This window comes from Rubripirellula amarantea (assembly GCF_007859865.1).
Classification (GTDB): Bacteria; Planctomycetota; Planctomycetia; order Pirellulales; family Pirellulaceae; genus Rubripirellula; species Rubripirellula amarantea.
This window is the reverse complement of sequence record NZ_SJPI01000004.1, coordinates 51,644-72,929: the sequence shown is the minus strand read 5'-3', so window position 1 is coordinate 72,929 and position 21,286 is coordinate 51,644. Positions and strand designations below refer to the sequence as shown.

Annotated in this window: 19 protein-coding genes; 5 read left to right on the top strand and 14 right to left on the bottom strand. The window is 54.4% G+C overall.

The genetic code is table 11. The features are described 5' to 3' along the window. The first annotated feature begins 64 nt into the window (after positions 1–64). On the top strand, positions 65–259 hold the full coding sequence (locus Pla22_RS24150) for a hypothetical protein (protein ID WP_242632307.1): 195 nt from the start codon (positions 65–67) through the stop codon (positions 257–259). 117 nt (positions 260–376) lie between these two features. Here the strand turns inward: Pla22_RS24150 and hypE are convergent, their stop codons facing one another. Genes hypE through Pla22_RS24090 form a run of 12 tightly spaced genes read right to left on the bottom strand, consistent with a single transcriptional unit; the run spans position 377 to position 11,179 of the window. Further along, entirely contained in the window at positions 377–1,435 is a 1,059-nt protein-coding gene (gene hypE, locus Pla22_RS24145; RefSeq protein WP_146517469.1) for a hydrogenase expression/formation protein HypE, read from the bottom strand. Continuing rightward, complete coding sequence (gene hypD, locus Pla22_RS24140; protein ID WP_146517468.1) at positions 1,432–2,535, bottom strand: hydrogenase formation protein HypD; 1,104 nt, start codon at positions 2,533–2,535, stop codon at positions 1,432–1,434. Before hypD ends, hypE begins: the two co-directional genes overlap by 4 nt. After that, on the bottom strand, positions 2,535–2,786 hold the full coding sequence (locus Pla22_RS24135) for a HypC/HybG/HupF family hydrogenase formation chaperone (protein ID WP_146517467.1): 252 nt from the start codon (positions 2,784–2,786) through the stop codon (positions 2,535–2,537). Before Pla22_RS24135 ends, hypD begins: the two co-directional genes overlap by 1 nt. Beyond that, positions 2,777–5,104, bottom strand: coding sequence for a carbamoyltransferase HypF (hypF, locus tag Pla22_RS24130; RefSeq protein ID WP_165440817.1), 2,328 nt, complete (start codon positions 5,102–5,104; stop codon positions 2,777–2,779). The genes Pla22_RS24135 and hypF overlap by 10 nt, the downstream gene beginning before the upstream one ends. Beyond that, positions 5,101–5,772 carry a hydrogenase nickel incorporation protein HypB gene (hypB, locus tag Pla22_RS24125; protein ID WP_146517465.1) on the bottom strand — a complete coding sequence of 224 codons (672 nt, stop codon included), beginning with the start codon at positions 5,770–5,772 and terminating at the stop codon, positions 5,101–5,103. The genes hypF and hypB overlap by 4 nt, the downstream gene beginning before the upstream one ends. Continuing rightward, positions 5,769–6,140 carry a hydrogenase maturation nickel metallochaperone HypA/HybF gene (locus tag Pla22_RS24120; RefSeq protein WP_146517464.1) on the bottom strand — a complete coding sequence of 124 codons (372 nt, stop codon included), beginning with the start codon at positions 6,138–6,140 and terminating at the stop codon, positions 5,769–5,771. The genes hypB and Pla22_RS24120 overlap by 4 nt, the downstream gene beginning before the upstream one ends. After that, a complete protein-coding gene (locus Pla22_RS24115; RefSeq protein ID WP_146517463.1) occupies positions 6,133–6,609 on the bottom strand; it encodes a hydrogenase maturation protease in 477 nt (158 codons plus the stop codon). Before Pla22_RS24115 ends, Pla22_RS24120 begins: the two co-directional genes overlap by 8 nt. After that, positions 6,606–7,898, bottom strand: coding sequence for a Ni/Fe hydrogenase subunit alpha (locus tag Pla22_RS24110; RefSeq protein WP_146517462.1), 1,293 nt, complete (start codon positions 7,896–7,898; stop codon positions 6,606–6,608). The genes Pla22_RS24115 and Pla22_RS24110 overlap by 4 nt, the downstream gene beginning before the upstream one ends. Then, positions 7,895–8,683, bottom strand: coding sequence for an NADH-quinone oxidoreductase subunit B family protein (locus tag Pla22_RS24105; RefSeq protein ID WP_146517461.1), 789 nt, complete (start codon positions 8,681–8,683; stop codon positions 7,895–7,897). Before Pla22_RS24105 ends, Pla22_RS24110 begins: the two co-directional genes overlap by 4 nt. Then, positions 8,683–9,555: an FAD/NAD(P)-binding protein gene (locus Pla22_RS24100; RefSeq protein WP_207310477.1), complete on the bottom strand. Its 873-nt coding sequence runs from the start codon at positions 9,553–9,555 to the stop codon at positions 8,683–8,685. The genes Pla22_RS24105 and Pla22_RS24100 overlap by 1 nt, the downstream gene beginning before the upstream one ends. After that, positions 9,552–10,673, bottom strand: a complete 1,122-nt coding sequence (locus tag Pla22_RS24095) for a 4Fe-4S dicluster domain-containing protein (protein WP_146517460.1) — start codon at positions 10,671–10,673, stop codon at positions 9,552–9,554. Before Pla22_RS24095 ends, Pla22_RS24100 begins: the two co-directional genes overlap by 4 nt. After that, positions 10,670–11,179: a cyclic nucleotide-binding domain-containing protein gene (locus tag Pla22_RS24090; protein WP_146517459.1), complete on the bottom strand. Its 510-nt coding sequence runs from the start codon at positions 11,177–11,179 to the stop codon at positions 10,670–10,672. The genes Pla22_RS24095 and Pla22_RS24090 overlap by 4 nt, the downstream gene beginning before the upstream one ends. A gap of 325 nt (positions 11,180–11,504) precedes the next feature. Here Pla22_RS24090 and ppsA point away from each other — a divergent pair, with 325 nt between their 5' ends. Continuing rightward, positions 11,505–13,928, top strand: a complete 2,424-nt coding sequence (gene ppsA / locus Pla22_RS24085; RefSeq protein ID WP_146517458.1) for a phosphoenolpyruvate synthase — start codon at positions 11,505–11,507, stop codon at positions 13,926–13,928. Between the two features lie 172 nt (positions 13,929–14,100). Then, the gene (locus Pla22_RS24080) at positions 14,101–15,147 is read left to right on the top strand and encodes a dihydroorotate dehydrogenase-like protein (protein WP_146517457.1); all 1,047 of its coding nucleotides are present in this window, start codon (positions 14,101–14,103) and stop codon (positions 15,145–15,147) included. A 61-nt stretch (positions 15,148–15,208) separates the two neighbouring features. On the opposite strand, the gene Pla22_RS24075 is transcribed toward Pla22_RS24080, so the two are convergent. Beyond that, positions 15,209–17,959 carry a cation-translocating P-type ATPase gene (locus Pla22_RS24075; RefSeq protein ID WP_242632306.1) on the bottom strand — a complete coding sequence of 917 codons (2,751 nt, stop codon included), beginning with the start codon at positions 17,957–17,959 and terminating at the stop codon, positions 15,209–15,211. A 337-nt stretch (positions 17,960–18,296) separates the two neighbouring features. Here Pla22_RS24075 and Pla22_RS24070 point away from each other — a divergent pair, with 337 nt between their 5' ends. Beyond that, on the top strand, positions 18,297–19,895 hold the full coding sequence (locus Pla22_RS24070) for a glutaredoxin family protein (RefSeq protein ID WP_146517456.1): 1,599 nt from the start codon (positions 18,297–18,299) through the stop codon (positions 19,893–19,895). On the opposite strand, the gene Pla22_RS24065 is transcribed toward Pla22_RS24070, so the two are convergent. After that, positions 19,892–20,095 (bottom strand): hypothetical protein, encoded by a 204-nt coding sequence (locus Pla22_RS24065; RefSeq protein WP_146517455.1) that lies wholly within the window; start codon positions 20,093–20,095, stop codon positions 19,892–19,894. The two genes, Pla22_RS24070 and Pla22_RS24065, sit on opposite strands and share 4 nt — an antisense overlap. A 168-nt stretch (positions 20,096–20,263) precedes the next feature. Here Pla22_RS24065 and Pla22_RS24060 point away from each other — a divergent pair, with 168 nt between their 5' ends. Next, positions 20,264–21,181 carry a metallophosphoesterase gene (locus tag Pla22_RS24060; RefSeq protein ID WP_146517454.1) on the top strand — a complete coding sequence of 306 codons (918 nt, stop codon included), beginning with the start codon at positions 20,264–20,266 and terminating at the stop codon, positions 21,179–21,181. Positions 21,182–21,286 lie beyond the last annotated feature (105 nt).

Here is a 21,286-nt window from a genome sequence, read left to right as displayed (position 1 = left end):
GCAAAGCCTCTGCGATCATCTTGATGAGGTTTCAAAACATCTAGGGGGATCAAGAGAAGAGGTCATGCAATTTCGAGATCAACCACCTCCCCAGCGCTATCCGGAGTTGCTCGAACGGGTCCGCCAAGCTGCAGCGCTGGCGACTCGCTGGCGCGGCGAATCAGCGACGCATCAACAGGATGACGAGCTGATCGACGAAGCAGGTCGCGAGAGTTTTCCGGCCAGCGATCCTCCGACGTTTAGTCATGCCCACGCTTGATTGGAGTCAACACGCTAACTTCGCGAATAGTGATTCGCCATTAGCTACTTGCAGAGGGGCTTATGAATCTGCCGTTTGCTCAAAAATTACCGGTTGTCGGCGAGACGAGAGATCATCTCAGCAGATCCTTGGCTGGGGAGCACCCTGAGGTTGGTCAAGCGGTTGAGGGCGACCGAACATCCGAGTGATCGTGACGGGGGTGGCTTGCCTTGTGATGGCCGTGCCGATCTTGGCGGAATACTGTGTCTCGGGAAGCGATCGAAGTGCTTCGAGAGCATCCTCGCTTGCTCCCGATTCGACAGCGATTAGCATCGTGCCTTCGTTGGCGATGTGAATCGGATCCAGTCCCAGCAATTCACTCGCGCCGCGGACGTCGGGCGAAACGGGAATGTCTTTCTCGTTAACTGCTAGAGTCAATCCACTCGATTCGGACCATTCATGCAGCACCGCACCGACGCCGCCGCGTGTCGCGTCGCGCATCGTCCGCAGTCGCGTACCAAGGCGATGACGAAGTTGCATGGTCGCTGCCACCAGCGATCCACAATCGCTTGTCGGTGCAGGTTGCAGGGCTAGTTCTTCTCTTGCACACAAAACAGCGATGCCGTGACGACCGACCGGGCCGGTGACAATCAATTCGTCACCTTCGCAAAGAGCTTGCGGTCCTGGCGGCACGGGATCGACCAATTCACCGATTCCGGTCGTGTTGATGAATAACCCATCGGCGGCCCCGCGCGGTACGACCTTCGTGTCGCCCGCGACAATTTTGATGCCGGTCTGATTCGCTGCTCGTGCAACGCTTTGCAAAACCTCTTGCAAGACCGCGATCGGCAGGCCTTCTTCCAGGATCAAAGACAGCGTCAGGTAGAGCGGTTTTGCGCCGCTAACGGCCAAGTCATTGACCGTTCCGTAAACGCATAAAGATCCGATGTCTCCTCCAGGAAAAAAGAGCGGCGAGACTACGAAGCTGTCCGTTGTCATGGCCAGCGGTCCGTCGATCGCCGGCAATCTTGCTGCGTCATCCATCTCAGCGAGTGATTCGCTCGAAAGGATGTCAACGATCGTCTCGCGAATCAACTTTCGCATCATCCGCCCACCTTCGCCGTGAGCAAGCATGACACGCGGGCTGTCGTTGTTGACGGCCACGGGACAGTGAAGTTCCCAAGAGGTTTGATTCATGGTGTGTGCCATTTGTAGTACGCGGCGCAGGCTCCTTCGGATGAAACCATCGGTGCTCCCATTGGTGCGTCGGGCGTGCAAGCCTTTCCAAACGCAGCACACTCGGGCGGTTTGATGCGTCCGGCCAATACATGAGCACTTTCGCATTCCGCCGGTTCGATCACTGGCAGACTGCGAATGAAATCGAAGCGCGATCTCGCGTCAAAGTGCCGCCAATCTTGGTTAAGCTGCAATCCACCATTCGTGACGATACCAAAGCCACGCCAGGGACGGTCGCAAACTTCATAGACTTCACGAACGATGTCCTGAGCCGCTTGGTTACCTTGGCGGCTGACGCCGCGCGAGTAGGCGTTGTCAACGCGAGCTTCGCCCTGTTCGAGTTGTCGGACACAATTCAAAATGCCTTCGAGCAGATCAAGTGGCTCGAATCCAGTCACAACGATTGGCAAGCGGTAGCGCTCGACCATCGGTTCATAGGACTCGTAGCCCATCACGGCGCAAACATGACCGGCCGCCAAGAACGCTTGCACTCGGTTGTGCGGCGACTGCAGTAGAGCTTCCATCGCCGGTTGCACACGAACGTGCGAAACCAGCAAGCTGAAATTGTGGATGCCATCGTTGGCCGCTTGCTTCACCGCCAACGCAGTCGCCGGAGCCGTCGTTTCAAAACCGACGGCAAAGAACACGACCTGTTTCTCCGGATGACGTTTCGCCAACTCGACAGCGTCCAGTGGTGAGTACACTGTTTTCACATTCCCGCCATTGGCCTTGGTGTCCAGCAGCGAACCGTGGCTACCAGGGACTCGCATCATGTCGCCAAAGCTAGCCAGGACCACGTTGTTGGTCGAAGTCGTATGCAGCATGGCAAGCTGCTGAGCAAAATCAATCGACTCCATCGCCGTGACACAAACGGGGCATCCGGGGCCGTGAATCAATTCGACCGTTCCTTGCAGCTCTGCTTCAATCCCGTTTCGTAGCAAGCCATGAGTTTGTCCGCCACAGACCTCCATCAACGTCCACGGGCGAGTCACTTGGCGACGGATCGCTTCGACTAACTTCTTGGCCGAAGCGGGATCACGATATTCGTCTAAGTACTTCATTACGGCTCGTCCTTCCAGCCATCGTCGTCATCCAGCTTCGCCAGCTCTTGGAAAACACGCTGCGCCTCGTCGGCATCTATCCGGCTAATCGCGATGCCCGCGTGAACGATGACGTAGTCGCCAACCTCGGCTTCGGGAACACACGCCATGTGGCAGACGCGACGCACGCCATCGAACTCGATCTCGGCTTTCGCAAACGGAGTTTCTTGCTGAGTGAATTGAACGACCTTGCCGGGAATGCCTAAGCACATAGTTGCGAACTCCCTTGACGTGCCAATGCATCGGCGATGAGTAATTGACCAGCAGCAAGCCCGCCGTCGCCGACGGGAATCATCCCTGGCAGGCCAAGCGGTCGTGCTCGCATTTGGTCAGCCAGCAATTCGACCAAGATTCGATTTTGAAACACTCCGCCACCGAGAACCACCGATAGCGGCGAATACGCGTCACAGAATTCAGTGATCGCGATCGCTAGACCGCGGTGAAAACGCATCGCCATCACATCAGGTGGAACTCCATCGGCGCGATCTTGCATCAGCTCACGAATCATCGGACGCCAGTCGACAATTTTGGGTTGCCCTTGGATGATCGGAAAGCGGTAGTGCCCAAGTGCCGATTGATCGCACACTGCTTCCAACGATATCGCTGCTTGACCTTCGTACTGACAACTTTCGATTTGCAATACTAACGCGGCCACTCCGTCAAACAATCGTCCCGCGCTAGTGGTGACAGTCGACAAAGCGGGACGCGACAATAGCGGAATCAGCGTCCGTGCATCACGCGATTGGAACGACAATTCGGCTGCTTGCGAATCACCCAAGGCGTCTCGCACGAGCGACGTCGCCACTCGCCAAGGTTCACGAATCGCTTGATCTCCGCCGACCAAACCGAACTGCCTGAGATGTCCAACTCGCTCGAAACTGCTTGCCGTGCATCGCAGAAACTCGCCGCCCCAAATCGTTCCGTCAGTTCCGTATCCCGTGCCGTCAAACGCCACACCCAGGACTTGCTGATCCTGCCAACCGTGCTGCAACATACCGGCAGCGATATGAGCGTGATGATGCTGCACTTGCACGCAACGGTTGGGCTGATTCTGTGACCACTGGGTCGTAAAATAGTCCGGGTGCAAATCACAGACGATGTCAAAATCATGCACCCCGTATAGTTCGGTCAGGTCATGGACTTGATCTGCAAAACGTTGGCGTGCGGCAATCGTATTCATGTCGCCGATGTGAGGACCAAGAAGGGATTGCCTACCATTGCTCAGTGCAATCGCCACTTTTTGATGTCCGCCCACTGCGATCGTTGGACGCTCGATGACGATGTTAAGGTTCAACGGGGCATAGCCACGTGCGAGTCGCAGCGAAACAGCACGACCGGCAATCACTCGCACAACACTGTCGTCGATCGGTCGGGTAATCGGGCGGTCATGGTGCAACCACACGTCAGCGATCGAGTGTAAATCGTCCATCGCAGCATCGCGTTCAAACGCCAACGGTTCGCCTTCGAGGTTCCCGCTGGTGCAAACCAACGGGCCATCGACACGGTCAAGTAACCGTTGATGCAATGGAGTGGTGGGCAAGAACAAACCAATCGTTCCCAACTCCTGAATTGCGGATTGAGCAGAGGATTCAGAAGCGAATTGCGTGACGGCCCGGCAAATGCGGGCGTTCGCTGTTGCCGCTGCGACCACAATTGGACCCGCGGAACACGTCAATTGTTCGCGTTCCACATCATTCATGGTCGCAAACGGTTCCGCCTTCGACAGACTGCCCACCATCACGGCCAGCGGTTTGCCCTGGCGTTGTTTGCGACGGCGTAGTCGCTCGATCGCGGATTGAGAGCCTGCGTCGACGATCAATTGATAACCGCCCAGCCCACGCAGCGCCACGATTTGTCCGTTGCGAATGGCCGTCGCGGCTAGTTCGATCGCATCGTGACCGCCGGCGATTGTGCGATGGTTTGCGTCGCACGCCCATAGCTGCGGACCGCATTTTGAACACGCGTTGGTCTGCGAATGAAAACGTCGATCCGATGCAGATGCGTATTCTGCTTGGCAAGTTTCGCATAACGCGAACTCGGTCATACTTGTTTGCGATCGTTCGTAGGGCATCCGCTGGATGATGGAATACCGCGGTCCGCAGTCGGTGCAGCTTGTGAACGGATAATCGTATCGCCGATTCGCTGCATCACGAATCTCTTCGCGGCAACGATCGCAGACGACCAAATCGGCTGGCACTCGAGTCGTTAAGCTGTCTTGCTGGTTCAGCTCACTTGGCTGGATGATCGCGAAGGAGTCGAACTGCTCGACTTCGGCGGCGATTTGCTGCAGCGAATCTAGTTCTGAAGCGGTCGGCAGGTGACTGCGAAGTGCGTCGGTGAACCGGGCGACAGATTCGGTATCGCCCTCGACATGTACTTCGACGCCGCTACACGTGTTGCGAACGAAGCCGTGTACCCGCGACTGTTCGGCAAGACGTGCGATCGCGGGGCGCATGCCGATTCCTTGCACACTGCCAGTCAGGGTCAATCGTTTGGCGACCCGCAGTTGGGGCGAAGTTACTGTTTTCATAGAAACTCGGCCAATCGTTTTGATCGTTCCCGCTGCAGAAATTCGCACCATTGGGCAATGCCGGTATTGTCCAGCGAGCAAACTTCGATCGCTTCCAAATCGGGCTGGATTCGCCTGGCATCATCGACGACCGCAGTCACCGAGAATGGGACGTGCGGCAACAAATCCGTTTTCGTTACCACCATTGCTGCACTGGTGCGAAACATCTTTGGGTACTTGCCAGGCTTGTCGTCGCCTTCGGTGGTGCTGACCAAGACGATCCGCAAGTGTTCGCCCAGATCGTGCGACGCAGGACAAACCAGATTGCCGATGTTTTCAATGAACAGGAAATCAACTTGCGGATCACCCAGAGCGTCCAAGCCGCGACGCACCAAAGGCAATTCCAAATGGCACGCGCCGCCCGTGGTCAGTTGCGCGGTAGGCACCAACGGAGAAAGTCGGCGTGCATCACGGTCGGTTTCCAAGTCGCCTACCAACACCGCCATGCTATGTCGCCCCGCAAAGTAGCGAGCGGTCGCTTCCAACAAACTGGTCTTGCCTGAACCAGGCGACGACAAGAGATTGACCACCAACGTGCCTCGCTTGCCAAGCCGCGTTCGCTCCATCGCAGCGTCTTGCTTTGCTTCGGCAGCCACGTCGCGGCGGACGGTAATCGTTTCAGTCGTCATCGCGTCTTTCCTGTGGTGGCGGGTTCGTCGCTCGCTAGCGACACGCTGACCAACTGCAGTTCATCGCCGCGAATCACATCCACACCGCGTCCGCAATCGGCACAGCGAAAGTCGAAGTCGTGGATCACAAATTGCTTTTCGCACGCATTGCACCGGGCAACCAATTCGACTTGGTCAATGATCAGTTGTGCGTTGCAAAATATTTCTTCGCAAGCAAGTTGCTTAAACGCACTAGCCAGCAACAACGGTTCGACGCCCGAAAGCGGTCCGATCTCCACACGAATCTCGTCAACACGCTTGGCATCATGTTGCCGACGAATCGCATCGGCTTGTCGGAGCAGGTTTTTGACGAGCGAGTGTTCATGCATGATGTGGTTCGATGCAGTCCTTGGCCATTTCCTGTTTGATTTGCTGAACGAAGTCTGGGATGGCCGAAGCGACGCTAGGTGAAAGTGTGTCGCCGACGCGGTTGGTGTCAATTTCGATCGCCCACACGACGACTTGCGGTGGCAAACGGTTTAATCGTTCACCCAACTGCAGGGTTGCGATCAGCGAAAAGTCGTGCGTTCCGGACCAATTCACCTGACCGAATTCTGACGATGGCCATTGCCAACGTCGCGTGTCACCGGGGCTGCCCAGTCCGCTGCAACCATCGCACAGGATCAGTCGCTCGCAATCGTCGATCGCGTTGAAAATCTCAATCGGCGATGCTGCTTTTTCGATCCGAGTCTCACCGCCGTCGGTGCTTTCTTTTAGTGCGTCGGCAACCAGCCAACCAATGGCGTCGTCGCCATGGGGGCTGCCGATACCGACGACCAAAGTTTTCGGTTTCGTCATACGCGGTCGACCTTCAGTTTCAAAAAATGAGTCGAGCAACTGATGCAGGGGTCGTAGCAACGCACCAGGTTTTCGCACTTCCTAGCCGTGGCCGCGTCGTCGTCAGTCAGAATTTGCGTGACCCAGCGTCGTAAGTCGGATTCGATCTGAGGCTGGTTTTGGGATGTCGGCGGGACAATCTTGGCTTCGGCAATTTTTCCGTCGTCGTCGAAGTGGTAGCGATGGTACAGCAAACCGCGTGGGGCTTCCGTTGCGGCGCACCCTTCCCCGCTCTGAATTTCATAGTTGATCTTGGCCGGACGAGCCGGTTGGTACTCGCGCAAGATCGCGAGGGCTTCTTCAAAAGCGTGAACCAATTCCAGGCTGCGGGCCACGATGCTTTGAAATGGGTTGTAACAAGGCCACGTGATGCCTACTTCATCGGCCAAACGTTTCGCCGTCGGTGAAAGACGATCCGTGTTCAAGCCAACTCGCGCGAGAGGACCAAGAAAGTACGCTGCGCCGGTTTTCTTACGCAACGAGTGCAAGGCCGTCGAGTGCGCGACTTGACGTTCTTCAAACTCGTTCTCGAAATCCGAAACAGCAATCGACTCGCCAAGCGACGTCGCGATACGACCTTCGTTCATCGGGTACTCGTCGTCGTGCGATAACGAAACGAGTTGATAGTCGCTTTGGAAATTTGGAAAATCGAAAGTCGCTACCCAGCGAGTCGTTTCGATCGCCGCGTCTAGGCACCATTGCAGATCAGGAATCAAACGTTGCAGTTCGTCGCGTCGAGGACAACGATAGAATCCTCCGACGGCCACGTTGATCGGATGGATCGCGCGACCACCGAGGGCTTCCAGAATTTGGTTGCCGTGCTTCTTCATTCGCAAGCCACGATTGACTTCGTCGGGATACTCGGCGGCCATGTCCAACCCGCTGTCGTACCCCAGGAAATCGGGCGCGTTGAGCAAATAAACATGCAACGCGTGGCTTTCAATCCATTCGCCGCAGTACAGTAATCGGCGTAGCTTGCGAATTTCCGGGCTGATGGTCATGCCCAGCGCGGACTCCAACGCATGGATGCTGCTCATCTGATACGCGACCGGACAGATCCCGCAAATCCGCGCCGTGATGTCGGGGACTTCCTCCAGCGGTCGACCGCGAAGAAAGGCCTCGAAAAATCGCGGCGGTTCGTAGATCTCCAACCGAATTTCTTCCACCACATTGCCGCGTAGTTTCAGGTACAAGCCGCCTTCGCCTTCGACTCGCGTCATTGCGTTGACTTTGATCGTTCGCTGCGTCATTCGCCCGACTCCTGCGACGCGTCCAAACGATCGCCCTCGACACGGAACTCCGGCGCGTAACCATTGAAGCTGCGCAGGCTGCGAACGATTTGTTCTTTCGGTACCCCGTCACTTGCGAATTGATTGGTAATGCTGACCAAGTTTGGTTGTGCCGCGGGGCCGTGGCAACCGTAGCAGCCGCGATTAAACGACGGGCAAATCGCATTGCATCCCGCTTGCGTGACAGGCCCAAGGCATGCTGTGCCTTGGGCAACCATCACGCACACGGTGCCACGTCGCTTGCATTCCAGACAAACCGAGTGCACCCGAGTTCGCGGTCGGCGGCCAGCTAAAAGTGATCCGATGACCTCGATCAATTGGTACTGGTTGATCGGGCAACCTCGCAATTCAAAGTCGACGCTGACGTGATCAGCGATCGCGGTCGATGTCGCAAGTGTCGAGATAAATTGAGGCGAAGCGTAAACGGCCTGCACAAATTCGTCGCAGTCGGCCCAGTTGCGAAGTGCTTGGATGCCGCCAGCGGTCGCACAAGCACCGATCGTGATTAAGAACTTGCAGTCGCGTCGAACTTGCTGAATCCGCTCGACGTCATGAGGCGTGGTGATCGAACCTTCCACCAATGCAATGTCGTAAGGCCCCGGCGCAATCTTGCTGGTCGCTTCTAAGAAATATCCGATTTCAACCGCACCGGCCAATTCCAACAATTGATCCTCAGCCGACAGCAGCGACAACTGACAACCATCACAGGATGCGAACTTAAAAACGCCGAGTTTCGGTTTGCTCATTACAATCCCTCGACGTCCAATAGAGAAGCGATTTGGTCGTAGCGGAAGATCGGTCCGTCCTTGCAAACAAAGGCTGGGCCGAGTTGGCAATGCCCGCACAAGCCAACGGCACATTGCATGTTGCGTTCCATCGAAATCCAAATTTGTTGCGGCGAAAGTCCACGAGACATCGCGGCCAATACCGTAAACCGCATCATCACTTCAGGACCGCAGCACAACAGAATTGTGTTTCGCGGATCAAAGGTGCGCAATTGTTCCAGCAATGTCGTCACCACGCCAACATTTCCTAACCATCCCGCCTGCGATCGGTCGACCGTGGTATGGATAATCAGTCCGCGGCGCGTCCAATCATCGTACTGATCATGGTACAGAATCGTGTCAGGCGAGCGGGCTCCATACAGTAGGTTTAAACGACCGAACTGACGTCTTTCGTTTAGCAGAGTGTGGATAACAGGACGTAGTGGTGCCAGTCCGATTCCTCCGGCGACAATCACAACATCTCGTCCAACGCTTTGGGCCATTGGCCAGCTTGTTCCAAATGGTCCTCTTAATCCAAGTGTCTGACCGACGCTCATGCCCGCCAACGATCGCGTCACATTTCCAGCGACGCGGATCGTGTGCGCAAGGCTGTCGGTGCGTTTCGGATCGTCGCTTATCGAAATCGCTATCTCCCCCGCGCTAGGCAAGTACAGCATGTTGAATTGCCCGGGTGCAAACCGATACGATTCCTGCAATGCTGCATCTCGAAACGTCAGATCGTACGTCGCTACACCGTCGATCTCTTGCCGAATGCTCCGGATCGAAACCGTGTGAGTTTGCCAAGGATTGGCACCCGAATTGATGTTCGGTAGATGAGTTGATTGAAGGCTCACGAGGTTTCTCCGCGAATGGCGGCTACTTCTTCAGTCAGGTCGATGCCGACGGGACACCACGTGATGCAGCGACCGCAACCAACACAGCCCGATGTGTCGAATTGGTCGATCCATGAAGCCAGTTTGTGGGTCAACCATTGACGGTATCGCGATCGAACATTGTCGCGAACATTGCCACCGTTCATGTAGCTAAAGTCGACATTGAAACACGAATCCCACGTTCGCTCACGCTGCACATGTTCACCGGCGAGGTCGCTGACCTCAGTGACACTACTGCAAAAGCATGTCGGGCAAACCATGGTGCAATTAGTACAGGAAAGGCATCGCTCGGCGACTTCGTCCCATCGAGGGTGGTCCAGGTTCGACATCAATGTGTCGCAAATGTTGGTTGTGTCTAGTTTGCGAGTGATCTGAACGACGGCTTGTTGCCGAGCGGTTTGAGCCGATCGCAGTTGCTCGATTGTCACTTCGTGGGTTCTTAGAGCAGCAGCGATCTCGGCGCCATCCGTGGTGGCCGATTCAACGACGAAACCGTCGGGCAATTCAGTTAGCGCTAGATCGAAACCGCTAGTGCATTCGGGACCCGTGTTCATCGAGGTACAGAAGCATGTCGAAGCGGCCTGTGTGCAATTTACCGCAACGATCAATGTGTTATTGCGACGCCCTTGGTAGATGGGATCGACGTAGGCTCCCGAAAGAAAGACCCGATCTTGCACTCGCATCGCGGCCAGTTCACAGGCACGCACTCCTAAGAAGGCGTACTTTGGCGGATCGTCCTCTATGCTAGAAAACTGCCAGCCTTCGTCGGTTTTGTCAGCTTCCGATAGCACAGCTCGGGGTGGGAATAAAAACTGTTTCCACGAGTGTGGTCCCACGACGTAGCCGAAAAGAGCGTCATCGTCGCGCTGTTTCAAGCGATACTGTCCCGGCGATTGATCGTCGGTCCATCCACGTGGTAGGTCATCAGCGGATTGTATTTCAGCGTAGACGATGGCTTGTTGATCGATCGTGGGGCCGATCACGGTGTAACCTTGCTGCCGCAGCAGCGCGAAGAGATCACCGAAGCTCGCTTTGCTCAAAAACCGCCGGTCATGTCGTCGGTCGTTCTGCGTCGTCATGCGTCGCTCATCGGTTTGCCGGAGGTTGCATTGCTCGTGCTGGTGTGGTCCGCGAACAGGTCAAGCATTTGCAACCTTGTCGCAACCAAGCGTTTGGAAAGCGCATCTGCCATTTGATGCATCAACCGATAGCCGAACTCATGATTCGCTTCGCATAGGTCGTGAAGTTGCTTGGCCGGAGCAACCACAGCCTCCACCTCTTCGATCGCGATTGCGCTTGCCGTCATACGTCCCTCGCTCAACAACGCCGACCAGCCCGCCATCTCGCCGGGGCCGATCGTTACGATGCGCACTGCCCCGCGTTGAGGAACAAGCATCTCCAAGGCCAAACGCCCACGTCGAACTAAAAACAGATCACGGACGATCGCACTTTCACGAAACACTAATGAACCAATGGCAAAGGTTTGAAGCGACGAAATGCAGGCAATCTGTTGTAACATCTCATCCGGTAGTGCAGCGGAAAAACGCAGTTCTTCAAGGATGAACTTAAGTTGATGCGTGTCCATTGTTGAAGTTCGTCCTTCACGTGTTGATATCGCGCTTAAATCAGGCCAAGCCAAGGAACGTCCACTGGTGCTTTTTCGCCGAAGCACTTTTGCTCATGCACCCTTAGCATTGCACACCTAAGGATGCACTTCGTGTACCGTCAAAAAATACCCGCAATGTGAGTTATGAATGAGCGTCAGGGCTCATGGTTTCGTGCGGATGAGCACGAATTGCGTCGCCAGAGGTCCCATCTTATCGTTCCGATCGCTGGCACGTTGGTTGCATTGCAAATCGCTTGAGTAAGCCGACCAATAACAAGTCTTCCTCTTTAGCGAGTTACCAGTCATGAGCGTTGCTAGTGTTCCATCCACCTCTGCGACCGACTTGGTTCGCTGGTTTGACCAAATCTCGATGGCTGACGTTTCGACCGTCGGCGGAAAGAACGCATCACTTGGTGAAATGTGTCGCCAACTGACGCCCCGCGGTGTTCGCATCCCCAACGGTTTCGCCACCACCGCGGACGCGTACCGCACGTTCTTGCATGATTCCGGGCTTGACGAAAAAATCGCACAAGTTCTTAGTGGGATGAACGTCAGCGATGTGGGAAGCTTGCAGCACCACGGACAAATTGTGCGGCACATGATTCTCGATACACCGCTTCCCGCTGAACTGTCCCACGCGATCACGGACGCCTATCACCACCTTTGCAAAGGACAAGATCATCTAGCGGACGTGGCGGTTCGCAGCAGTGCGACAGCCGAGGATCTGCCCGATGCCAGTTTTGCCGGTCAGCAAGAAACGTACTTGAACGTGCGTGGGCAAGCGTCGGTGCTAGATGCCTGTCGACGTTGCTTCGCTTCGTTGTTTACCGATCGCGCAATCTCGTACCGGGCTCGTCATGGCTATGATTCAATGCAAGTGGCATTGTCGATTGGCATTCAAAAGATGGTCCGGTCAGATTTGGCAACTTCAGGCGTGATGTTTTCTATCGACACGGAAAGTGGATTCAGCGACGTTGTCCTGATCAACGCTGCATACGGGTTGGGCGAAAACGTCGTCCAAGGGAGCGTGAATCCGGACGAATACTACGTTTACAAGCCGACGCTTCGTCAGGGATTTCGTCCGATTCTTAAGAAAGCAATTGGTCGCAAAGAACTGAAAATGATCTATGACTGCGGCGGCAGCAAGATGACCAAGAACGTGCCGGTCGACCCTGAACAAGCGAATCGTTTTGCTTTGAGTGACGATGATATTCTGCAGCTTGCTCGATGGGCCTGCGAAATCGAAGACCATTACAGCCAACTTCGCGGTGACATTTGCCCGATGGATATGGAATGGGCCAAAGACGGACAAACCGGCGAGCTGTTTATCGTGCAAGCTCGACCGGAAACGGTACAGTCGCGGAAGCAGGTGACGGCGATTGAGCGTTACCACCTGAAAGAGACGTCGGCGAAAATCTTGACTGGTCGCAGCGTCGGTGAACGCATCGCATCGGGACCGGTGCGTTTGGTCCACGACGTGGGACGGTTGGCTGATTTCCAAGAAGGGGAAATCCTGGTCACGGACAAAACTGACCCCGACTGGGAACCCGTGATGAAGCGCGCTGCAGGCATCATCACCAATCGCGGTGGTCGAACCTGTCACGCTGCCATCGTCAGTCGTGAACTGAATTTACCGGCGATCGTGGGAACCATTCATGCGACAGATCGTTTGCAAGACGGTCAGATCGTCACGATCAACTGCGCCGAGGGGGACGAAGGTGTCGTCTACGAAGGTGAATTAGCATTTGATGTCGAAACAATCGACGCAACCGGAATGCAGCGACCAAGAACCAAGATGATGATGAACGTCGGTTCGCCCGACGAAGCGTTCTCGCTAGCCGCCATTCCCAACGACGGCGTGGGGCTTGCTCGTGAAGAGTTCATCATCAGCACGTACGTGAAGGTCCACCCCCAAGCCTTGCTTGACTACGACAAATTGGACGGGGCAACTCGCCGGCAAGTCGACGAGGCAACGCTGGGCTACGACAACAAACCACAATTCTACATTGACCGTCTTGCCGAAGGCGTTGGGTTGATTGCTGCGGCGTTTGCACCCAACGATGTAATTGTACGGCTCAGTGATTTTAAGACGAACGAGTATGCGAACCTGATCGGCGGTGCAGCGTACGAACCGCACGAAGAGAATCCTATGCTTGGTTTTCGTGGCGCGTCTCGATACTACGATGAATCATTTCGAGATGCGTTCGGCCTCGAATGCAAGGCCATGCACAAGGTTCGCAACCAGATGGGGTTGAAGAACGTTAAGCTGATGATTCCATTTTGTCGTACGGTTGAAGAAGGCCGCAAAGTCCAGGAAGAGATGGCCAAGTACGATCTGGTCCGCGGACAAGACGGCTTAGAATTTTATGTCATGTGCGAAATTCCCAGCAACGTGATCTTGGCGGATCAGTTTGCTGAGATATTCGACGGATTTTCGATCGGTTCTAATGACCTGACACAACTTACTCTCGGCGTGGACCGCGACTCCGCCATTGTTGCACACGTTTTCGATGAGCGCAACGACGCAGTCAAACGCTTGATCGCATCAGTCATCCAAACCGCCAAGATTCACAATGTCAAAATTGGCATTTGCGGACAAGCGCCGAGCGACTATCCCGACTTTGCAGAGTTTCTGGTCCAGCAGGGCATCGACAGCATTTCGCTTACACCGGACGCGATTCTTAAAACCACACTGCAGGTTTTGGACGTGGAACGCAGTGCCGTTTAGTTCGCGGTTTAGTCTCGAAAGCACGTCTTCGCAATTTTGGATGCAGTCGATTGAGCGCGGTGGGACTGACACCAATGGACGTCGGTTTTCATCAAATTGAACAGACGAGGCTTTGCGGAACGGCGATTGCATCTGTCGGTGTTTGTACGAATCTTTTACAAGCGGTGTTGTCATGTCCTCTGAACTATCGGCCAATTACCTGGGTCTTCAATTGGATTCACCTGTGATCGTCGGATCCTGTCCGCTCACGATGTCTCCTGAATCGGTTCGCCAATTCGTTCTCGCCGGAGCTGGTGCAATCGTCTTGCCCTCGATACTGCAAGAGCAGATCGTTCACCAGCAGCTTCAAGCGAGCGATCCGATGGCTGCAATTGAGCAAAGCGGATATCAGCCTCAGCAGGATAAGTACAATGGTGGCGTTGATTGCTATCTCAAGACCCTTGAGCTATTGAAGCAACGTGAATCTGTTCCCATCATCGCAAGTATCAACGGAGGTGCGTCTGGAAAGTGGCTGGACTTTGCAAAGCAAATAGAATCGAGCGGTGCGGATGCTTTGGAACTGAACTGGCAACCCATCATCACGAATCCTGACGAACCTGCTGCTGAGGTTGAATCAAAGTTGTGCGATATTGTGCACAAGTTATGCGCAAGTGTGACGATTCCGGTCGCCGTTAAGTTGAATCAACGGTTTACAAACCTAGCGGCGATCGCTCATCAAATGAAAACTTGTGGTGCGAAAGGGTTGGTGCTGTTCACCCACGTGCCTCACTGGGACGTTAGTATTGATCGCATGCACTGGACGATTCGTTGGGAGCTTTCACCGACTGATTCGTTGGGCAGCATCCTGGAAGGCATTGTTCGTGCCCGAACCAATGGACTGGGCATGTCGATTGCCGCCAGTGGTGGTGTGCGGACCGGAGAAGACGCGATCAAGAGCATGATTGCTGGCGCGGACGTTGTGATGGTGACTTCGGAGATCTACCGAGAGGGACCTGACGCTATCCGAAAGATCTCGACCGCAATTGCCCGCTTCCTCGACACCAGCCGTTTCGATTCGCTTCAAAGTTTCTTGAAAGCTAGGCCAAAGGTCGAACTTGGTCCCGAGCGTTTGATGCGGTTGGAATACGTCGATCCGCTATCTCGCTCGAATCACTATTTCGATCCGACTCCCGTCGCGGACATCAATCGAGGGGACTCGTTTGGACATCTAAAGACTTAGTCACCGCACCGGCTCGATTGCAAACTCTTTGCGGTGATTTCCCCACTGCAAGCTTGAATCGCTAGGTCGCACGCCACCACTTGACGCTCTCGGTAACCAACAGGATCGGAAGCGAAAGAGCTGCGATTCGTGCCCAGTCGCCTAGGTTCAAAGGAACGGTGTGAAGAGCGTCCTGAAGAAACGGTACATACACCGCCGCGACCTGCAATGCGATGGTGAAGGCGACAGCGATCAACACCCAAGGATTGGTCAGCAATCCAAGTCGATGCAGTGGATTGGTCAACGATCGGAAGTTGAACACATTCGCTTTCTCAATCATCACAATGCAAGTGAACGCAACTGTTTGAGCAACCGCAATTTTCCTCGCATCATCGCTGATCAGGTAATTGTGGAAAAGCCACAGCGTCGCCAAGCCGATGTAGGTTCCCAGCGCAGCAATCAATGCAAATCCGTAGCCATCAATGACTGGCGAATCAGGACGCCGCGGAGGCCGTTGCATCATTGATTTGTCGGCAGGTTCCAATCCCAACGCCACAGCGCTTAGCCCGTCTGTTACCAAGTTCATCCATAGAATCTGGACAGGCAACAAGACCAGCGGACCACCGATCAGAATGTTCACGAAGATCAGCACCACCTCGCCAGTGTTGGACGACAAAAGATAGCGAACAAACTTTTGGATGTTAGCATACTGGCGACGTCCTTCTTCGATCGCGCTGATAATACTGCTGAAGTTATCGTCGGTTAGGATCATGTCCGATGCTCCCTTCGCGACATCTGTGCCTCGTCGCCCCATCGCGATGCCGATGTCCGCACGCTTTAAGGCCGGCGCGTCGTTGACACCGTCACCGGTCATGCCTACGACGTGACCGGCCGCTTGCAAGGATTCAACAATCCGCAGTTTGTGTTCGGGCGTGGTTCGAGCGAAGACAACATCTTTTTCCAGTAAACGACTCAGTTGGTCGGAATCGAACTGATCAATCTCACCGCCCGTAACCGAACGTTCGACCGGCAGTCCTATCTTTTGAGCAATCGCTGTAGCGGTCTGAGGCGAATCGCCGGTGATCATCAGCACACGAATGCCAGCGGATACAGCTAACGAGATTGCTTCAGAAACTTCCGATCTTGGCGGATCAAGCATTCCAACGATTCCTAGCAGCGTGAAGTCTTGTTCGATCTCATTCTCGTCGCATACGTTCACGTGTTCTCGGGAGAATTCGCGACGAGCGATTGCCAGCGTACGTAGACCGAGCTCAGCCATGGTTGTGATTGCAGTTTCGACTGCGTCGCGGTCCGTTTGGTTGAAGTCACGAACTTGGTCGCCATCACGAATTCGTGAGCACAAAGGCAACAGCACCTCGGGAGCCCCCTTGCTATGGGCAGTGGCATTCTGCGTTTCGCATTGAACAATTGTCATTCGTTTGCGCGACGATGTGAACGAGAACTCTTCGATCGTTTCGTGCTCGTTGACTGGGTCCAACCAAGCTTTGTGGGCAGCTACCACGATTGCAGCTTCGGTGGGTTCGCCGCTTTCGTGCCAACCATCGCTATCGTGACGAAGCTTGGCGTGGTTGCATCGTAGTCCGGATTCCAGCATGGCGATCAAATCGCTTCTTGATCGGTAGTCAAGTTTTTCACCTTGCGAAACGAAATGACCCGCTGGGTCATATCCGATTCCAGTCACATCGACCTCTCCGGCGGCAAGCCAGATCTTGCGGACGGTCATTTGGTTCTGAGTGAGCGTTCCTGTTTTGTCAGTGCAAACAATCGTGGCGGCACCAAGTGTTTCCGCTGCTCTGAGTCGTCGAAGCAGAGCTTTGCGCCTCACCATCTCTCGCACCCCAAGTGCAAGGGTAAGGGTGACAACCGCTGGCAATCCCTCGGGAACGACCGCAACCGCCAGGGAGATTCCAGTGAGGAACATGTCGAAAACGGGTTGCCCCATCCACCAACCGGCAACCGCGACTGCGATAGAAACGAAAACTGCAAACGCACCAAGTTGTTTCCCAAGTCGGCTTAGTTGAATCTGCAAAGGAGTTGTTTCGTGACCGAGCGATTCGGTCATCTTGGCAATTTGACCGAATTGAGTTTGCGGGCCGGTCGCGGTGACGACACACGCGGCGCGACCCGCCGTTACGGCAGTACCCATCCATGCCATGCAGGCACGTTCCGCTAAAGGGGCACCAGCATCAACGGCCTGAGTCTGCTTGGGAATCGAATCGGATTCGCCCGTCAAGGCAGATTCATCGACACGTACATTGCGTGCTTGAATGAAGCGCAAGTCTGCGGGAACGGAATCGCCTGTTTCCAACTGAACGATGTCGCCGGGCACCAGTTCCACCGCGTCAATTTTCTTCTCGTCTCCATCGCGAACCACGGTGCATTGTGGGCTCAGCATTTTCTGCAACGCTTCTATCGCGCGTTCTGCCTTCCACTCTTGGACAAAGCCCAGGACACCATTGAGCAAGACGATTGCGACGATCGTCAAAGCGTCCGCAACCTCTCCCACCGCAAACGAGACAACTGCCGCAATCGCCAAGATCACAATCAAAACGTCGGTAAATTGTCGACCGAGAACGTGATACCACCGTACGACCGCCGCGGATTGCAGTGCGTTAGGTCCAAACTGCTGCAATCGAGCCTTTGCCTCGTCGGATGTTAGCCCCAGAGAAACATTGGTGCCAAGTGAGTCAAGCACGGTTTCGGAAGTGGATGCGTAGACAGCTTTCGACGGAGCAGTTTCGTTATTCATTGCCAGCGAATCAGATTGATGGAAGTCTGCGGTGCAGCTCACCGGATCAGGGATGCGTTTCAAAGGTGCTGTCGCATGGGTGTGCGATGCAATTGCAATGCCAAGCAAGCTGTGGCTTGTCGGAGTCGCCCTATCGCGAAGCCGAGACATAGTTCGCCCCAAAGTCTTGCATCGTTCGCACAGTAAAGCGAGCGGATTGGCTCAGTCCGATCAACGTGCCAATCATTTGCACAAACAGCAGGACTCTGTACGAACCGCAGTTTTGAAAATTCGAACTGCATCATCATCAGGTAAATCAACCAGACCCGCATTCGCATGAGACTGCGACTGTTTAACCCTACTGGCAATGCATCGACTGGCATACCGGTTGCGAAAGTCACCCCACATTGGACATCGGTCCGTGTTCCGCATCCACCTGATCATCGTCAACGACATGTTTCCAAAGCTAATCCCGCTCGCAAGTATCCTAATGATGATGGTGTGGGGTCCGGGCGTTCTTGCTCAGGATCCGCCCGTCGCGAATCCGGATGTCAACGTGGTATTCATGGAGGTATTCGTTCGTGGTGATCTTCCATCGACGCGAACCGTCGAACGGTATGTTGAGGATCTCGCCCGCCGTGTTCCCGGGTTGGACGTTGTTGTTCATGATGTTGTCAAGGAACGCCCGCAACTCGCCCGGCTTTACAAAATTAGTAAGAAGGCTGGACGCGACAAACCCAGCGTTCCAGCTTTTTACTGCTTGGACCGCGTCTACTTCGGATTTCAAAGTGCGGCCGAAAGTGGGCCTGCGATCGAAGGACTATTTACCGCCGACGTCTACACACGAAATACGTGCCCGCGATGTGCAGACGCAAAGCAATTTCTTTCGCGGCTGCAACCGCGTTGGCCAGCCATTCGTTTTCGGATATCGGATGTCGGAAGTGATGATTTAGCTCGTGCTCGTTGGCAAGCCTTGTGCCATGCCGGTGGTAGTGTTCCGGGATTGCCTACCTTTGATCTAGCCGGGCACGTGATCGTCGGTTTCCAAGGTGACGACATTACGGGGATTCAGATCGAACAGTTGATCCAACGGAGCAATGTTCAACCAGACGGGGAATCGACAGCTTCGTCGACGATGTTGCATTTTGCCAACCTTCCCATGCAGGACGATGAACCTGAGTTCGATTTCGAATTGCCCGATGAAGCGAACGAGGATGATATAGGCATCGCATCTGTGGAATCAGTGACACAGCAGGAGGCGATGCCGGAAGAAGTGATTGATGTTCCCGTATTGGGTCGATTGCGCGTGGATGACTTGGGATTGCCCCTGTTTACCTTCGCGGTGGGAATCGTTGACGGATTTAACCCTTGCGCGATGTGGGTGTTGGTGTTCCTGCTATCGGTCTTAGTCAACATTAAAGACCGTCGCAAAATCATTCTTATTGCCGGCACGTTTGTCGTCGTCAGCGGGTTGGCTTACTACGCGTTCATGGCAACATGGTTGAACGTCTTTTTGTTGATCGGGATTGCTCGTCCTGTCCAGGTCATACTTGGCGTTTTTGCTTTGCTGATCGGAATCGTGAATGTAAAAGATTTCTTCGCCTTCAAAAAAGGGATTTCTTTTTCGATACCTGAAAGTCAAAAGCCGGGGCTATACCGGCGAGTCAGGAAGATCGTGGAGGCTAAGTACCTAAGCGTGGCGGTCGGAGGTGCTGTGGTGCTAGCCGTTGTCGTCAATACGGTGGAGTTGCTGTGCACGGCGGGACTTCCCGCGCTTTACACTCAAATTTTAACCCTGCATGGTTTGCCCGCGTGGCAGAACTACGCGTATCTCGCGTTGTACATCGCTGCCTACATGCTCGACGACGCGTTCTTGTTGACCATCGTCGTGGCAACTCTTTCTCATCGCAAGTTGCAAGAACGCGAAGGACGTTGGCTAAAACTGATTAGCGGAGTCGTGATTCTTGCTCTCGGCATTGCGATGATCTTTTTTCCGTCATCGCTGACGTGGGGCCACTAGTTGCGTACGGTATCTTGGCCGCATGGGAACTGCTTCAGTTCGAAACCGTCTTGAATCATGAAGTGGTGGGGGGATCGAGGCGGTTCGTCGACGGCAATGGTTGCGGTTGCTTCCGTGCTTCGCTTTAGAATTCGCTCGGTGCGATTGATTGGCGTGGCTTGTTGGCTCGCGGATGAGGCATTAACTATCGGGGAAGTCACGTGCCGTCGCATCCCGGGCTCAAAGAGTGACCATGGCATCTCTTCGCCCGAGACTTCCACGCGGTATACTGCTGCGATAACCCAATCACGCTAGATCAGGAATACGATGACGACGGTAATTGAAGCACGCAGAGGTGGACAGGTCACTTGTGATGAGGTGTCCGCACGATGAGCCGTTTTGTAGCAGTGGGGGATATTCACGGATGCAGTCAAACGCTGGCAAAAATGTTGGAGATTTTGGACCTCGCCCCCGGCGACACGTTCTTGTCCACGGGAGATCTTTCTTCCAAGGGCGAGGATTCTCAAGGCGTTCACGCTCAGTTGGTTGAGCTGGAAGATCGTGGCATCAATCTTATTGTATTGTTGGGGAATCACGAGGTGATGTTGTTAGCACTGCAGCAATTGGCCGGTGCGAATGTTGATCTTAGCAACATGCCCGAGTCGATCTTCAGCGGTGCCGCAATCAGTTGTTTGTTGCGGAGCAATGAGGTTTGGGCGACCTTGAAATCCTACGGTCGAGAGGTTGCGGATATTCGCGAATTTTGGGCGTTCCGAAATGACCATCCCATCAAGCACTTCGAAACGGTTTCATCAAAGCTGGATGATAAAGAGTGGCGACTTCCGCAACGTCATCTTGATTTGCTTAGCCGGTGCAGGACTCACCATATCGCGCGGAATTGTTTGTTTGTGCATTCAGGAATGCGTCCGGAACACATTGCGATGAGTGACGTTCGACAAGCGATCGAATCTCAACTGAATATGGATGCGAGTGATCTGTGTTGGAATCGCGATTGGCTGGGCCATACTCCAGGTTTTTCAGAACTTGTGATTCACGGGCATACACCGCTGTGCTATCTCTATTCATTTGTTGCTGACACGACTCCTTGGCGAGACGACGAGTTGGTTTTCAAATCCGTCATCCACGATGGCACGCTTAATTTGGATAGCGGTGTGTTTCTTGATGCGGGGCATTTAACAGCGGTTGAAATTCCCGAGAGTGGTCAACCCTCCGAATTTCGATTCTTACGTGTGCCTCGATTGGATCCTGTGTGCAAGGATCGGCTGAGCCACTTCAACTTTATGTAGGCGTTCTTGTCCTGCGAGCAAATTTCTTGTGCCGCAGATGAATGCTGGGCAGTTCGATTGACTCGATTATCGGCATCCAATTTGCGTTGAACGGTTTGGAAACAA

Coding starts and splice junctions, on each gene's coding strand:
- Pla22_RS24135 (WP_146517467.1), bottom strand. CDS start 2,786: ATGTGCTTAGGCATTCCCGGCAAGGTCGTTCAATTCACTCAGCAAGAA.
- hypE (WP_146517469.1), bottom strand. CDS start 1,435: ATGAATCAAACCTCTTGGGAACTTCACTGTCCCGTGGCCGTCAACAAC.
- Pla22_RS24120 (WP_146517464.1), bottom strand. CDS start 6,140: ATGCATGAACACTCGCTCGTCAAAAACCTGCTCCGACAAGCCGATGCG.
- hypB (WP_146517465.1), bottom strand. CDS start 5,772: ATGACGACTGAAACGATTACCGTCCGCCGCGACGTGGCTGCCGAAGCA.
- Pla22_RS24105 (WP_146517461.1), bottom strand. CDS start 8,683: ATGAGCAAACCGAAACTCGGCGTTTTTAAGTTCGCATCCTGTGATGGT.
- Pla22_RS24095 (WP_146517460.1), bottom strand. CDS start 10,673: ATGACGACGCAGAACGACCGACGACATGACCGGCGGTTTTTGAGCAAA.
- Pla22_RS24110 (WP_146517462.1), bottom strand. CDS start 7,898: ATGACGCAGCGAACGATCAAAGTCAACGCAATGACGCGAGTCGAAGGC.
- Pla22_RS24060 (WP_146517454.1), top strand. CDS start 20,264: ATGAGCCGTTTTGTAGCAGTGGGGGATATTCACGGATGCAGTCAAACG.
- Pla22_RS24150 (WP_242632307.1), top strand. CDS start 65: ATGCAATTTCGAGATCAACCACCTCCCCAGCGCTATCCGGAGTTGCTC.
- Pla22_RS24080 (WP_146517457.1), top strand. CDS start 14,101: ATGTCCTCTGAACTATCGGCCAATTACCTGGGTCTTCAATTGGATTCA.
- Pla22_RS24090 (WP_146517459.1), bottom strand. CDS start 11,179: ATGGACACGCATCAACTTAAGTTCATCCTTGAAGAACTGCGTTTTTCC.
- hypD (WP_146517468.1), bottom strand. CDS start 2,535: ATGAAGTACTTAGACGAATATCGTGATCCCGCTTCGGCCAAGAAGTTA.
- hypF (WP_165440817.1), bottom strand. CDS start 5,104: ATGAAAACAGTAACTTCGCCCCAACTGCGGGTCGCCAAACGATTGACC.
- Pla22_RS24115 (WP_146517463.1), bottom strand. CDS start 6,609: ATGACGAAACCGAAAACTTTGGTCGTCGGTATCGGCAGCCCCCATGGC.
- ppsA (WP_146517458.1), top strand. CDS start 11,505: ATGAGCGTTGCTAGTGTTCCATCCACCTCTGCGACCGACTTGGTTCGC.